At 59.6% G+C, this 13,920-nt stretch carries 10 protein-coding genes; 5 read left to right on the top strand and 5 right to left on the bottom strand.

Going from position 1 to position 13,920, the window contains the following annotated elements; genetic code table 11:
- Positions 1-83: 83 nt before the first annotated feature.
- The 3 genes from AB3226_RS04785 to acnA all read right to left on the bottom strand — a co-directional run bounded on the left by AB3226_RS04785 (position 84) and on the right by acnA (position 5,464).
- Positions 84-1,649, bottom strand: a complete 1,566-nt coding sequence (locus AB3226_RS04785; RefSeq protein ID WP_367372226.1) for a methyl-accepting chemotaxis protein — start codon at positions 1,647-1,649, stop codon at positions 84-86.
- Between the two features lie 104 nt (positions 1,650-1,753).
- The gene (locus AB3226_RS04780; RefSeq protein ID WP_367372225.1) at positions 1,754-2,545 is read right to left on the bottom strand and encodes a lysostaphin resistance A-like protein; all 792 of its coding nucleotides are present in this window, start codon (positions 2,543-2,545) and stop codon (positions 1,754-1,756) included.
- Positions 2,546-2,722: 177 nt separating this feature from the next.
- Positions 2,723-5,464, bottom strand: a complete 2,742-nt coding sequence (acnA, locus tag AB3226_RS04775) for an aconitate hydratase AcnA (protein WP_367372224.1) — start codon at positions 5,462-5,464, stop codon at positions 2,723-2,725.
- Between the two features lie 222 nt (positions 5,465-5,686).
- Between acnA and rlmM the strand changes: the two genes are divergently transcribed.
- Together rlmM and tusA are read left to right on the top strand one after the other, a co-directional pair.
- Complete coding sequence (rlmM, locus tag AB3226_RS04770) at positions 5,687-6,760, top strand: 23S rRNA (cytidine(2498)-2'-O)-methyltransferase RlmM (protein ID WP_367372223.1); 1,074 nt, start codon at positions 5,687-5,689, stop codon at positions 6,758-6,760.
- Positions 6,761-6,936: 176 nt separating this feature from the next.
- Complete coding sequence (gene tusA, locus AB3226_RS04765) at positions 6,937-7,188, top strand: sulfurtransferase TusA (RefSeq protein ID WP_007907805.1); 252 nt, start codon at positions 6,937-6,939, stop codon at positions 7,186-7,188.
- Between the two features lie 212 nt (positions 7,189-7,400).
- Here tusA and AB3226_RS04760 read toward each other — a convergent pair whose 3' ends face one another.
- Entirely contained in the window at positions 7,401-8,810 is a 1,410-nt protein-coding gene (locus AB3226_RS04760) for an MATE family efflux transporter (protein ID WP_038979966.1), read from the bottom strand.
- A gap of 348 nt (positions 8,811-9,158) precedes the next feature.
- Here AB3226_RS04760 and pdxB point away from each other — a divergent pair, with 348 nt between their 5' ends.
- A complete protein-coding gene (pdxB, locus tag AB3226_RS04755; RefSeq protein WP_367372222.1) occupies positions 9,159-10,301 on the top strand; it encodes a 4-phosphoerythronate dehydrogenase PdxB in 1,143 nt (380 codons plus the stop codon).
- 174 nt (positions 10,302-10,475) lie between these two features.
- Here pdxB and AB3226_RS04750 read toward each other — a convergent pair whose 3' ends face one another.
- Positions 10,476-10,655, bottom strand: a complete 180-nt coding sequence (locus AB3226_RS04750; RefSeq protein ID WP_007907798.1) for a PA1571 family protein — start codon at positions 10,653-10,655, stop codon at positions 10,476-10,478.
- 264 nt (positions 10,656-10,919) lie between these two features.
- Between AB3226_RS04750 and AB3226_RS04745 the strand changes: the two genes are divergently transcribed.
- Both AB3226_RS04745 and AB3226_RS04740 read left to right on the top strand, forming a co-directional pair.
- Positions 10,920-12,707 carry an ABC transporter transmembrane domain-containing protein gene (locus AB3226_RS04745; RefSeq protein ID WP_367372221.1) on the top strand — a complete coding sequence of 596 codons (1,788 nt, stop codon included), beginning with the start codon at positions 10,920-10,922 and terminating at the stop codon, positions 12,705-12,707.
- A gap of 111 nt (positions 12,708-12,818) precedes the next feature.
- The gene (locus AB3226_RS04740) at positions 12,819-13,853 is read left to right on the top strand and encodes a Fic family protein (protein WP_367372220.1); all 1,035 of its coding nucleotides are present in this window, start codon (positions 12,819-12,821) and stop codon (positions 13,851-13,853) included.
- Positions 13,854-13,920 lie beyond the last annotated feature (67 nt).

Genomic DNA, 13,920 nt, shown 5'->3' with positions numbered 1-13,920 from the left:
GGCCTCACAGGCAACAAATTTTCAAAGGGATAATAAAAAACCGGACGCTTTCGCCGTCCGGTTTTTTTTGCCTTCAAGCGCTATCAGCGGTTAAACCGCTCCACCAACGAATACTGGGTATTCGCCGTTTTGGTCAGTTCTTCACTCAGCAGCGCCGAGTGCTGCGCCTGTTCCGAGGTCTGGTCAGCCAGTTGTGAGATGTTGCTGATGTTGCGGCTGATTTCTTCGGCCACTGCACTTTGCTCTTCGGTGGCGGCAGCGATCTGGGTGGTCATGTCGGTGATGTTGGCCACCGCTTCGCTGATGCCCACTAGTGCCTGGTCCGCTTCCAATACCCGCGCCACACCCTCTTCGGCCTGGCGATGACCAGTTTCCATGGTCTGCACCGCCGAGCTGGCGGTTTGTTGCAGCTTGGCAATCAGGGCGTGGATCTGCCCGGTGGATTCGCTGGTGCGTTGCGCCAATTGACGCACTTCGTCGGCCACTACCGCAAAACCACGGCCCATCTCGCCGGCGCGAGCCGCTTCAATCGCGGCGTTCAAGGCCAGCAGGTTGGTCTGGTCGGCAATGCCTTTGATCACATCGACCACACCACCAATTTCGTCGCTGTCCTTGGCCAGTTGCGTGACCGTCAGGCCGGTTTCACCGACCACTACCGACAGACGTTGAATGGCTGCGCGGGTTTCCCCGGCGATGTCGCGACCGCGACCGGTCAGGCGATTGGCTTCTTGAGTGGCGTCCGCGGTGCGCTGCACGTGGCTGGCGACTTCCTGAGTGGTGGCGGCCATCTGATTCACAGCGGTCGCCACTTGCTCGGTTTCGACGCGTTGACGTTCCAGGCCGGTGGAGCTGTTATGGGCCAGGGTGTCGGACTGTTTCGCTTGTTCGGTCAGGTGTTCGGCGGTGTCCTGCAAACGGGTCAAGCAGGTTTTCAGGCGTGCTTCCTGACTGAGGATCGACATCTCCAGGCGTGCCTGGGCGCCACGACTGTCGGTGTACATCTGCGCGATCAGCGGGTCGGACGTGGTCTGTTCGGCCAGGCGCAGCAAACGCTTGATACCGCGCTGTTGCCAACTCAAACCCATCAAGCCCAACGGCACCGAAAGGCCGGCGGCCAGGGCGAAGCCCCATTGGGACGTCAGGGTGGCGCCGATCATGAAGCTCAACTGGCTGACCAGAATGAACGGCAGCCAGTCTTGAAGCACCGGCAGCCATTTGTCTGTAGCGGGAATCGCAGACTTGCCCTGATTGATGCGTTGGTAAAGTGCTTCGGCGCGGCGGATCTGCTCGGCGGTGGGTTTGACCCGCACCGACTCGTAACCGATCACCTGATTACCGTCGAACACCGGTGTGACATAGGCGTTAACCCAGTAGTGGTCACCGGTCTTGCAGCGATTCTTGACAATGCCCATCCATGGCAAGCCTTGTTTCAGCGTGCCCCACATGTGCGCGAACACCGCAGCCGGGACGTCGGGGTGACGGACCAGGTTATGCGGCGCACGGATCAGTTCCTCACGAGAAAACCCGCTGATCTCGACGAAAGCGTCGTTGCAGTAAGTGATCACGCCCTTGGCATCGGTGGTGGAAATCAACCGTTGCTGAGCCGGGAAGGTCCGTTCGCGTTGTGTAATGGGCTGGTTGTTACGCATGGCTTTTTCAATCCGCAAGGCTTTGAGGGGGTATCGGCATCGTCAGGTATTTATTGAAGTGTTTTTTTCAATAATCAGAGATGCGTCACGAAACGACCGTTGCGTCAGCCAGCGAGCATTGGATAGGTGAACAGCCCGAAATGCAGCAGATTCAAACCAAAGTGGGTGGCGATGGCCGCGCCCAACCCACCGAAACGGTAGGCCAGGCCATAACCGCCCCCCGCGAGGCCCGCCAGCAACACCCATTGCCAGCCAGCCCCCAGATGAACCAGGCCGAACAGCATTGAGGCGAGCAACAAGGCAAGATTTTCGCCATAGGGCAGGTGTTTGAACTGCCGGCTCAGGCCACCCTGGATGTAGCCGCGAAACAACGCTTCTTCCACCAGGGTCACCAGCAACAGATTGTTCAGTACCCACAACCAGGCTTGATCCGGCCACTTCGGTGCCCAACTGATCACGCCCAGTAACAGCGCGCCACCCAAGGCCAGCACGGCGCTTACGGTCAGGGCGAGGGCGGTGGCATAAACGGACAGCCGTAACGAGCGCCGGCCGACAATCCATGGACAAACCAGCAACAACCAGAAACCGATGAGCGGTTTGTCCTGATTCAGGTACATGGCAAACGGCACGGCATCGTCGGTGAAACGCTGGGGGTCGATGACGCGACCGTTGAAGAAACCGGGAAGCCAGTGGATTGCCAGCGCAACCGCCAGAACGATGAACAAGCCGTGGCCGAGGTAGCGGCCGATGGGAACCTGTTGTTGGCGAACGGCGAAACCGGCGAACAGCAGCAACGCGAAAGAGATAGCGGCCAGCCAGCCGAGTTGACCGTAGATCAAAGCCAGGCCGTAGCCAATGGAGAGAAGTGCCAGATAAGTCCATGGCAGAGCGATCATGTTAAGTCCTTGTTTCAGAGATTCTGCGGATTGCCTAAGTCCCTGTGGGAGCCCTGTGGCGAGGGGGCTCCCACATTGATCTGTGATCGACACCAAACTAATGGGCGCACGATTATAGAGACGCACACCGCGTAAACAAAAACACCGCCCGCAGGCGGTGTCGTTGTCAGCAGGCTGTTACGAGGCAATCAATTGCCGCAACACGTAATGCAAAATCCCTCCGGCCTTGAAGTACTCCACTTCATTGAGGGTATCGATCCGGCACAACACCTCGATCTTTTCCTTGCTGCCGTCCTCGCGGGTGACAACCAGCGTCAGGTTCATCCGTGGGGTCAGTTCGACGCCCGTCAGGCCAAGGATGTCCAGGGTTTCCTTGCCAGTGAGGTTCAGGCTCTTGCGGTTCTGATCCAGCTTGAACTGCAACGGCAATACGCCCATGCCGACCAGGTTGGAACGGTGAATCCGCTCGAAGCTCTCGGCGATGACCGCTTTGACCCCCAGCAGATTGGTGCCCTTGGCCGCCCAGTCGCGGCTCGAGCCGGTGCCGTATTCTTGCCCGGCGATTACCACCAGCGGCGTGCCTGAAGCCTGGTAACGCATGGCCGCGTCGTAGATCGGCAGCTTCTCCCCGGTCGGAATATAAATCGTGTTGCCGCCTTCTTCACCGCCGAGCATCTCGTTGCGAATCCGGATGTTGGCGAAGGTGCCGCGCATCATCACTTGATGGTTGCCGCGACGGGAGCCGTAGGAGTTGAAGTCCCGCGGTTCCACCCCTTGCTCGCGCAGGTAACGGCCGGCAGGGCTGTCAGCCTTGATATTGCCGGCCGGGGAGATGTGGTCGGTGGTCACCGAATCGCCGAGCAGCGCCAGGACTTTCGCCCCTTCGACGTCCTTGACCACCGGCGCAGGGCCGCCGATGTCATCGAAGAAGGGCGGATGCTGGATATACGTCGAATCGTTGTTCCAGACATACGTCGCCGCCTGCGGCACTTCGATCGCCTGCCACTGCTCGTCGCCGGCAAACACTTCGGCGTACTCCTTGTGGAACATCGCAGTGTTCACCTGAGTCACCGCGTCGGCGATTTCTTTAGTGCTCGGCCAAATATCCCGCAGATAAACCGGCTGGCCGTCCTTGTCGTGACCCAAGGATTCGCTGCTGATGTCGATGCGCACTGTGCCGGCCAACGCATAGGCCACGACCAGGGGTGGGGAGGCCAGCCAATTGGTTTTTACCAGCGGATGTACGCGACCTTCGAAGTTGCGGTTGCCCGAGAGCACCGAGGCAACCGTCAGGTCGGCTTTCTGAATGGCTTTTTCGATTGGCTCCGGCAACGGTCCGGAGTTGCCAATGCAGGTGGTGCAGCCATAACCGACTAGCGCAAAACCGAGTTCATCAAGGTATTGGGTCAGGCCCGCGGCCTTGTAGTAGTCGGTGACCACTTTCGAACCGGGAGCCAGTGAACTCTTGACCCACGGCTTGCGCTTCAGCCCTTTCTCCACAGCTTTTTTTGCCACCAGCCCGGCCGCCATCATTACGCTGGGGTTGGAGGTGTTGGTGCAGGAGGTGATCGCGGCGATCACCACCGCGCCGTTTTTCAGCCGGTACGTGCGGCCTTCGTGGTCGTAGTCCGTTTCGCCGATCAGATCGGCGTTGCCCACCGCGACGCCACCGCCCCCCTCACTTTCGAGGCGACCTTCTTCCTTGCTGGAGGGTTTGAATTGCAGGCCGAGAAAGTCAGTGAACGCTTGCGCGACATTCGGCAGCGAGACGCGGTCCTGTGGGCGTTTCGGTCCGGCGAGGCTGGCCTCGACGCTGCCCATGTCCAGAGCCAGACTGTCAGTGAACACCGGCTCCTTGCCGGGCAGGCGCCACAGGCCCTGGATCTTGCTATAGGCCTCCACCAGTTTCACGGTTTCCGGTGTGCGGCCGGACAGGCGCAAGTATTCCAGTGTGACCTCGTCCACCGGGAAGAAGCCGCACGTGGCGCCATATTCCGGGGCCATGTTGGCGATGGTCGCGCGGTCGGCCAACGGCAGGTCGGCGAGGCCGTCGCCGTAGAACTCGACGAATTTGCCGACCACCCCTTTCTTGCGCAGCATCTGGGTCACCGTCAGCACCAGGTCGGTGGCGGTAATGCCTTCCTTGAGCTTGCCGGTGAGTTTGAAACCGATCACTTCCGGAATCAGCATCGACACCGGTTGGCCGAGCATCGCTGCTTCCGCTTCGATCCCGCCCACGCCCCAGCCGAGTACGCCGAGGCCGTTGATCATGGTGGTGTGGGAGTCAGTGCCAACCAAGGTGTCCGGAAAGGCATAGGTGCGCCCGTCCTCGTCCTTGGTCCAGACCGTGCGGCCCAGATACTCGAGGTTGACCTGGTGGCAGATGCCGGTGCCCGGTGGCACCACGCTGAAGTTGTCGAAGGCGCTCTGGCCCCAGCGCAGGAAGGCGTAACGTTCGTGGTTGCGCTGCATTTCGATGTCGACATTCTGTTCGAAGGCGCTTGAGCTGGCGTACTTGTCGACCATCACCGAGTGGTCGATCACCAGGTCCACCGGCGACAGCGGATTGATTCGCTGCGGGTCGCCACCGGCCTTGGCCATGGCGGCGCGCATGGCGGCCAGATCGACCACGGCGGGGACGCCGGTAAAGTCCTGCATTAATACCCGCGCCGGGCGGTACTGGATTTCGCGATCGGAGCGACGCTCCTTGAGCCAGGCGGCAATCGCCTTGAGGTCAGCGCCGGTAACGGTTTTCTCGTCCTCCCAGCGCAGCAGGTTTTCCAACAGCACTTTCAACGACATTGGCAGCTTGTCGAGATCGCCCAGGCTTTTGGCGGCTTCGGGCAGGCTGAAATAGTGATAGGTCTTGTCGTCGACTTGTAAGGTTTTAAGGGTTTTCAGGCTATCGAGGGACGGCATTGAAATGACTCCTTTAAATCCGCACGGCTACGGACTGAGGGAACGAACTGAGGCTTAAACCTAGTCCTGTTTGATGCTTAAGGCTAATTACTGGACCCTAAGGACAAGTCCAAGGTTCCGATCTCGGCTATCATGCGCCGGTTTTCGTGACAGGCTTTGCTTCAACGCAAGTCTGGGCATCGCGCAGTGGCTGAATTCTTCGCCAACTGCCCAGGAGTAAGAATGAACACCCTCTTTATGCATTGCCGGCCGGGCTTCGAAAGCGAAGTCTGTTCCGAGATTTCCGAACATGCCGCGCGGCTGAACGTGGCCGGTTATGCCAAGGCCAAAACCGCCAGCGCCTGCGCCGAATTTATTTGCACCGAAGAAGACGGCGCCGAACGCCTGATGCGTGGCCAGCGTTTCGCTGACCTGATCTTCCCGCGTCAGTGGGCTCGCGGGATCTTCATCGATCTGCCGGAAACCGACCGCATCAGCGTGATCCTTGCGCACATGGCGGACTTCCCGGTGTGCGGCAGCCTGTGGCTGGAAATGGTCGACACCAACGATGGCAAGGAGCTGTCGAACTTCTGCAAGAAGTTCGAAGGCCACCTGCGCAAGGCGCTGATGGCGGCCGGCAAACTGGTGGAAGACGCCCACAAGCCGAGGCTGCTGCTGACTTTCAAAAGTGGCCGCGAAGTGTTCATGGGGCTGGCCGAGTCGAACAACTCGGCGATGTGGCCGATGGGCATTCCACGCCTGAAATTCCCGCGTGAAGCGCCGAGCCGTTCGACGCTGAAACTGGAAGAGGCGTGGCACCACTTCATCCCTCGCGATCAGTGGGATGAGCGTCTGCACAGTGACATGACCGGCGTCGACCTCGGTGCTGCGCCCGGCGGCTGGACCTGGCAGTTGGTCAATCGTGGCATGCTGGTGACCGCGATCGACAACGGCCCGATGGCCGAAAGCCTGATGGACACCGGTTTGGTGCAGCACTTGATGGCCGACGGTTTCACCTTCAAGCCCAAGCAACCGGTGGACTGGATGGTCTGCGACATCGTCGAGAAGCCGGCGCGCAACGCCGCAATGCTGGAAGAATGGATTGGCGAGGGGCATTGCCGCGAAGCGGTGGTCAACCTCAAGTTGCCGATGAAACAGCGTTATGCCGAAGTGAAGCGCTTGCTGGAACGTATTGCCGACGGGTTCAAGGCGCGAGGCATTCGAGTCGAGATCGGCTGCAAGCAGCTGTACCACGATCGTGAAGAAGTGACCTGCCATTTGCGCCGGCTCGACGTAAAGAAACCCAAGTCCCGTTAAGGTACACAGACCCTGTGGGAGCGGGCTTGCCCGCGATGAGGGCGGTACATTCAGCATTGATGCTGGCTCATCAACCGCTATCGCGGGCAAGCCCGCTCCCACAGGTACGGTGTACGCCATAGATGACCGAACACCCGGCAATGCGCGACAATGCCGGCAAGTTTCAGGAGTAAATCATGAGTGAAATGATCGATACGCCGGTAGACGGCACCCTCGACGCCACCGGCCTCAATTGCCCGGAACCGGTGATGATGCTGCACCAGCACATCCGTGACCTGGTGCCCGGCGGCCTGCTGAAGGTGATCGCCACCGACCCGTCGACCCGTCGCGACATCCCCAAGTTTTGCGTGTTTCTCGACCATGAGTTGGTGGCGCAGCACGAAGAGGCTGGCACCTACCTCTACTGGATCCGCAAGAAACTCGCTTAATAGGCACAAAAAAGGCCTGCATCTGCAGGTAATGCCAGTCAATCAGGTCGCGGAACCTGTGGGAGCGGCGGTGCGACGATTCGACTTGCCCGCGATGAAGTCCGCACATTTACCATTGATGTGTCAGGCAGGTCGCTATCGCGGGCAAGCCACGCTCCCACAGGTTCCTCGGCTTGATTGACTGCCATTACTGCATGCATATTTACACTCACTTAACCCGCCGAACGACTGATGCGGATCCGCTTGCGTGCACTGCGCGTCAGGCGGATCGACAGCATCAGCGCCGCGCAACTCAAGCCGACGATCAAACCCTGCCACAGCCCGCTCGGGCCGCTCGGCGCACCGAGCCAGTCGGTCAGGCCCAGGGCGTAACCCACCGGCAAGCCAATCCCCCAGTACGCGAACAATGTCAGGATCATCGTCACTCGCGTGTCCTGATAGCCACGCAGTGCGCCAGCCGCCGTCACCTGAATCGCATCAGAAAACTGGAACAGCGCCGAATACACGATCAGCATCGCGGCCACCTGAATCACCGTCGGGTCGGCGGTGTAAATCGCAGCGATGGGCTCACGTAGCAACAGCATCATGCTCGCCGACAGGCACGCATACGCCAGGGCGGTGCCCATGCCGACACCGGCGGCGAAGCGGGCTTCGCGTGGTTCCTCTCGGCCGAGTGCCTGGCCGACTCGCACGGTCACCGCCATGCCCAGGGAGTAGGGGATCATGAACACCAGCGAGCTGAAGTTCAGCGCGATCTGGTGCCCGGCGACCACGGTGGCGCCGAGGCTGCCGATCAGCAGGGCGATCACGGCGAAGATACTCGACTCGGCGAACACCGCGATGCCGATCGGCAGGCCGATGCCCAGCAAACGCTTGATCACCGACCACTGTGGCCAGTCGAAACGGCTGAACAGCTCACTCGACTGATAGGCCGGCGCCCAGCGCTCCCAGCCGGCCATGCCCAACGCCATCACCCACATCACGATTGCCGTGGCCCAGCCGCAGCCGACGCCACCCATGGCTGGCACACCAAAGTGGCCATAGATGAAGATGTAATTGAGCGGAATATTCAGCGCCAGCCCGCACAGGCCAAGGACCATGGCCGGGCGGGTGCGACCCAGTCCATCACTGAAGCAGCGCAGTACGTGATAGAACGCAACGGCAGGCAGGCCGCTGGCGATGCCGTGCAGATACTGCATGCACGGGCCGATCAATTCGGGGTCGACTTTCATGATGTGCAGGATCGGTTCGGCGCTGAACAGCATGCCGGTCGCCATCAAACCCACCACCAGCGCCAGCCATAACGCCTGACGTACGATCGGGCCAATCTCGCTGTGCGTGCCGGCACCGAAGCGCTGGGCGACTTTCGGGGTGGTGGCCAGCAACGTGCCGGTCATCAGCAGAAAAACCGGCACCCAGATCGAGTTACCCAGCGCGACGGCCGCCAGATCTCGAGGCCCGACACGACCGGCCATCACCGCATCGACGAAGCCCATGGCGGTGGTCGCCAGTTGCGCGATCATGATCGGCAACGCCAGGCCGAGCAGGTTTTTCAGCTCCAGGCGAACCCGGGCCGGGCGATTGAGGGAAATAGCGGAGGGGCGGTCAGTCACGGAATTCAAGGCGAAACGTCCAAAAGGGTTTTGATGCGCGAGGCGGCGAATTCTACGCCTTGACGCAGTGGTCAGGAAAAATCCTGTGTTAGGGATTTGTAATCAGCTTTGCAGGCGTCCCCACCTTCTGTGGCGAGGGAGCTTGCTCCCGCTGGGTTGCGCAGCAGCCCCAAAATCAGCAACCCGTTTCCCTCAGGCACACCGCGCCATCAGTCTTTACGACTGCTTCGCAGCCGGACGGGAGCAAGCTCCCTCGCCACAGGGGGAAGTGGTGCCCTTGCCATTAAGGTGAACAATGCCTGCTGGCCCATCACGGTCATCTCCGCCTACACTGCCGATCCGCCAAAGGAGCCTGCCATGCTGATTGTTGCCGACGAAAATATCCCGCTGCTCGATGCCTTCTTCGCAGGTTTCGGTGAAATCCGCCGGGTGCCGGGACGTGCCATCGACCGCGCCACTGTCGAGCAGGCCGATGTGCTGTTGGTGCGCTCGGTGACCAACGTCAACCGCGAATTGCTCGAAGGCAGCAAGGTGCGCTTTGTCGGCACCTGCACTATCGGCACTGATCATCTGGATCTGGATTACTTTCATCAGGCCGGCATCACCTGGTCCAGCGCGCCAGGCTGCAACGCCCGGGGTGTGGTCGATTACGTGCTGGGTAGCCTGCTGACCCTGGCCGAAATCGAAGGTGCCGACCTGACTCAACGCACCTATGGCGTGGTCGGCGCCGGTGAAGTGGGCGGGCGGCTGGTCAAGGTTCTGCAAGGTCTGGGCTGGAACGTGCTGGTCTGCGATCCCCCACGGCAAGCCGCTGAAGGGGGGGATTACGTCAGTCTCGAGCAGATCATCGAGCAATGCGACGTCATCAGTCTGCATACTCCGCTGAACAAGCAAGGCCCTCAGTCGACCTGGCATCTGTTGGATAAAAACCGTTTGAACCAACTTAAGCCGGGCACCTGGCTGATCAACGCCAGTCGTGGCCCGGTGATCGACAACGCCGCTCTGCGCCAGGTGCTGTTGCAGCGTGAAGATCTGCAAGCGGTGCTGGATGTCTGGGAGGGTGAGCCTCAGGTCGAAGTGGCATTGGCCGAATTGTGTGTGCTGGCGACGCCGCACATTGCCGGTTACAGCCTCGACGGCAGGCAGCGCGGGACGGCGCAGATCTATCAGGCATTGTGCGATTTCCTTGGGCAACCGGAACAAGTCCATCTGAGCGACTTGCTGCCAGCGCCATGGCTGTCGACAGTGACGTTGAGCGCCAACAGCGATCCGGCTTGGGCACTGGCGATGTTGTGCCGTGGCGTGTATGACCCACGCCGTGACGATGCGGATTTCCGTCGTAGCCTTGTAGGCAACGTGAGCGAGCAGCGCGCGGCGTTCGATGCGTTGCGCAAGCATTACCCGCTGCGGCGTGAGATCGATGGGTTGAAGGTGCGGATCGAAGGGGATTCGCCGGCGTTGCTGCAGATTGTGGCGGCGTTGGGTGCTTCGGCTGTCTGAGTACCGCGTTGGCCTTATCGCGGGCAAGCCACGCTCCCACAGGTCATGCGTCAATTTTGAGATCGCGGTAATCCTGTGGGAGCGGGCTTGCCCGCGATAGGGTGCGCAGCACCCTCAAAAGGCACCCATAAAAAACCCGGCTAAAAGAGCCGGGTCAAGAAGACGGTGGCTATATCACTCTTGTTCGGCAGGCTTGACCAATCGCTTCTCCAGTTCGCGGCAAGCGTCCTGGATCATGTTTTCAGTGATCGGTACTTCGTGCCCATCCTTATCAATAATCGAGCAACCCAGAGACTGGTCTGGCTGCGTGCGGATCACTGGAATCTTGTCATCGCTGCTGTTTTGCAAGGACATGGCCTGTCTCCTCATCAGGTTGTGTGCTTACTGTAGAACCGCCAGGTGACCGGGCTGTGACAACTCCCTGCGATCTTCAGGTCGGCACCTTCAGTCCATCAGAAATACCCTCACGTTTCCACCCGGACTTTAGACCAATAATCTCTAGCCACTAGTCTTAGCGGTCATAATTAACCTGACTCATTATGATTTACTGATTTACAGCGTTCAATCCCGATGACGGTGTAGGCTTGGTCGGGTCAAAGCCATCGGTTGCACCCTCGGATGATCTTCATGCTCTCTTCCCGTCACCGCCGCGCCATTCGTCTGGCCAGCCGTTTCCTCGCGCCTTATCGCTGGCCGGCCTTCGGCGCCTTGTTGGCGTTGATCGTCACTGCCGGCATCACCTTGTCCATGGGGCAAGGGATTCGCCTGTTGGTGGATCAGGGTTTCATGACCCAATCGCCGCATTTGCTCAACCGATCCATCGGCGTGTTCATGCTGCTGGTGGTCGGTCTGGCGATTGGCACCTTTGCACGGTTTTACCTGGTGTCGTGGATCGGTGAACGCGTGGTTGCCGACATCCGCCGTCGGGTGTTCAACCATCTGATTTACCTGCATCCGGGCTTTTACGAAGACAACCGCAGTTCCGAGATCCAGTCACGGCTGACCGCCGACACCACGCTGTTGCAATCGGTGATCGGCTCTTCGCTGTCGCTGTTCCTGCGTAATGGGCTGATGGTGATCGGCGGGATTGTCTTGCTGTTTATTACCAACCCCAAACTTACCAGCATCGTGGTGGTCGCGTTGCCGCTGGTGGTCGCGCCGATCCTGATTTTTGGTCGCCGGGTGCGCACCCTGTCGCGTCTGAGCCAGGACCGGATTGCCGATATCGGCAGCTATGTCTCCGAAACCCTGAGTCAAATCAAAACCGTGCAGGCCTACAACCATCAGGTTCAGGACGAGCAGCGTTTTGGCACGACCGTGGAAGAGGCTTTCAACACTGCCCGCAAGCGCATCTTCCAGCGCGCCTGGTTGATTACCCTGGTGATCCTGCTGGTGTTGGGCGCAGTCGGGGTGATGCTCTGGGTCGGTGGCATGGATGTCATCGCCGGGCGGATTTCCGCCGGTGAATTGGCGGCATTCGTCTTTTACAGCCTGATCGTCGGCGGTGCCTTCGGCACGTTGAGTGAAGTGATCGGCGAACTGCAGCGAGCAGCAGGTGCGGCGGAACGGATTGCCGAGTTGTTGCGTTCGGAAAACATCATCCAGCCACCGACCCAGGGCCTGGTGACGTTGCCTGAACGGGTGAAGGGCGATCTGGTGCTACAAGATGTGCGTTTTTCCTACCCGTCGCGTCCGCAAAGCTATGCCGTCGATGGTCTGAATCTGACGATCAACGCTGGCGAAACCCTTGCATTGGTCGGGCCGTCCGGTGCCGGCAAGTCGACCGTGTATGACCTGCTATTGCGCTTTTACGACCCCGCCCAAGGACACATCCTGCTGGACGGCGTGCCGCTGACTCAACTCGACCCACTGGACCTGCGCCGCTGTTTCGCCCTCGTCTCGCAAACCCCGGCGCTGTTCTTCGGCAGCATCGAAGAGAACATTCGCTACGGCCGCCCTACGGCGACTTTGGCCCAGGTCCAGGAAGCCGCGAAAATCGCCTATGCCCACGATTTCATCGAGCAAATGCCCAACGGCTACCAGACTCACCTCGGCGACGCGGGTCTCGGTTTGTCCGGCGGGCAACGCCAGCGCCTGGCCATCGCCCGGGCGCTGCTGGTGGACGCGCCGATCCTGCTGCTGGACGAAGCCACTAGCGCCCTCGACGCCCAGAGCGAGCACCTGATCCAGCAAGCTCTGCCTAGCCTGATGAAAAATCGCACCACACTGGTCATCGCCCATCGACTGGCCACAGTGAAAAACGCCGACAGGATCGCGGTGATGGACCAAGGGAAACTGGTGGCGGTGGGGACGCATCAGGAGTTGATTGCGAGTAATGCGCTGTATGCACGGCTGGCAGCGTTGCAGTTCAATGACGGCAAAGTCGAAACCGATCTGCGAGTGTAGGTACTGCCGGTTCGGGACGATCATCAAAGATCGAAAATGGCCGCGAGGTTTAAATAAATGTGGCCGCATTCGGGCATTATGTCGGCCTCAGTTGCGAGCCTGGATGAGGATATGAGTCGTTATCAACCACCGTTGACCCTGACCACAAGAATATTGGCGTTGATCGCTGAGATCAGTGAGCAGATTGGTCAGCTTTCGGCGATGGACGATCGTCGGCAGACGCCTCAACTGCGCCGTAGCAATCGAATTCGTACGATTCAGGCTTCTTTGGCGATCGAGAACAACACCCTGAGCATTGAGCAGGTGACTGCCGTTCTGGCAGGGCAGCGAGTGCTTGGCCTGCCACGAGAAATCCAGGAAGTCCGTAACGCCTTTACAGCCTATGAATCCATGCCGCAGTGGCAGTCGGGCAGCCGGTCCGACCTGCTCCAGGCGCATGAGTTGCTGATGCGGGGATTGATTGATGACTGTGGGCAGCTTCGTCGAGCCGGGGTGGGCATCTACCGTGGCGAGAAATTGGTTCATATGGCGCCACCACCGAGTCGCGTTGGGCATTTGATGGATGATTTGCTGGCATGGCTCGCCGCTTCGGACTGGCATCCGTTGATCACTAGCTGTGTTTTCCATTACGAGTTTGAGTTTATCCATCCCTTCGCCGACGGTAATGGGCGTATGGGACGCCTCTGGCAGACCTTGATACTCAGTCAATGGCGACCGGTGCTGGCTTATCTGCCGGTCGAAGCGGTCATTCGAGAGCAGCAGGACGATTATTACGCCGCATTATCGGCTGCCGACCAATTGGCCGAATCAACTCCTTTTGTCGAGTTCATGTTGCAAGCGCTGAGCCTTGCACTTCAAGAGGTTGCCAGGAGCGAGCCAGTAACCGACCCAGTAACCGACCCAGTAACCGACCCAGTAGCGAAATTGCTTCGGACTCTCGATGGCACCGGTCCGCTGAAGATCAGTGAGTTGATGACAGCGCTCGGATTGGCTCACAAGGCGACCTTCCGGGCTAACTATCTCAAACCGGCGTCAGCTGCCGATTTGATTGAAATGACAAACCCCGAGTCGCCCAATAGTCCGGCTCAACGGTACCGCTTGACTGAACTTGGCAAGCAGATCGCGGCACGGTCAAGATCTGTGTAGGAACTGCCGCAGGCTGCGATCTTTTGATCTGAGCTGCAAACAAAAATGCCCGCTTCGAAAGAGGCGG

This window comes from Pseudomonas lini (assembly GCF_964063345.1).
GTDB lineage: Bacteria > Pseudomonadota > Gammaproteobacteria > Pseudomonadales > Pseudomonadaceae > Aquipseudomonas > Aquipseudomonas lini_B.
Note: the sequence above shows the minus strand (reverse complement) of the source record. Positions and strands in the feature narration are given on the sequence as shown.

Excerpts from the sequence above, each read along its gene's own strand:
- AB3226_RS04785 (WP_367372226.1), bottom strand. The coding sequence starts at position 1,649 with ATGCGTAACAACCAGCCCATTACACAACGCGAACGGACCTTCCCGGCT.
- AB3226_RS04780 (WP_367372225.1), bottom strand. The coding sequence starts at position 2,545 with ATGATCGCTCTGCCATGGACTTATCTGGCACTTCTCTCCATTGGCTAC.
- acnA (WP_367372224.1), bottom strand. The coding sequence starts at position 5,464 with ATGCCGTCCCTCGATAGCCTGAAAACCCTTAAAACCTTACAAGTCGAC.
- rlmM (WP_367372223.1), top strand. The coding sequence starts at position 5,687 with ATGAACACCCTCTTTATGCATTGCCGGCCGGGCTTCGAAAGCGAAGTC.
- tusA (WP_007907805.1), top strand. The coding sequence starts at position 6,937 with ATGAGTGAAATGATCGATACGCCGGTAGACGGCACCCTCGACGCCACC.
- pdxB (WP_367372222.1), top strand. The coding sequence starts at position 9,159 with ATGCTGATTGTTGCCGACGAAAATATCCCGCTGCTCGATGCCTTCTTC.
- AB3226_RS04750 (WP_007907798.1), bottom strand. The coding sequence starts at position 10,655 with ATGTCCTTGCAAAACAGCAGCGATGACAAGATTCCAGTGATCCGCACG.
- AB3226_RS04745 (WP_367372221.1), top strand. The coding sequence starts at position 10,920 with ATGATCTTCATGCTCTCTTCCCGTCACCGCCGCGCCATTCGTCTGGCC.
- AB3226_RS04740 (WP_367372220.1), top strand. The coding sequence starts at position 12,819 with ATGAGTCGTTATCAACCACCGTTGACCCTGACCACAAGAATATTGGCG.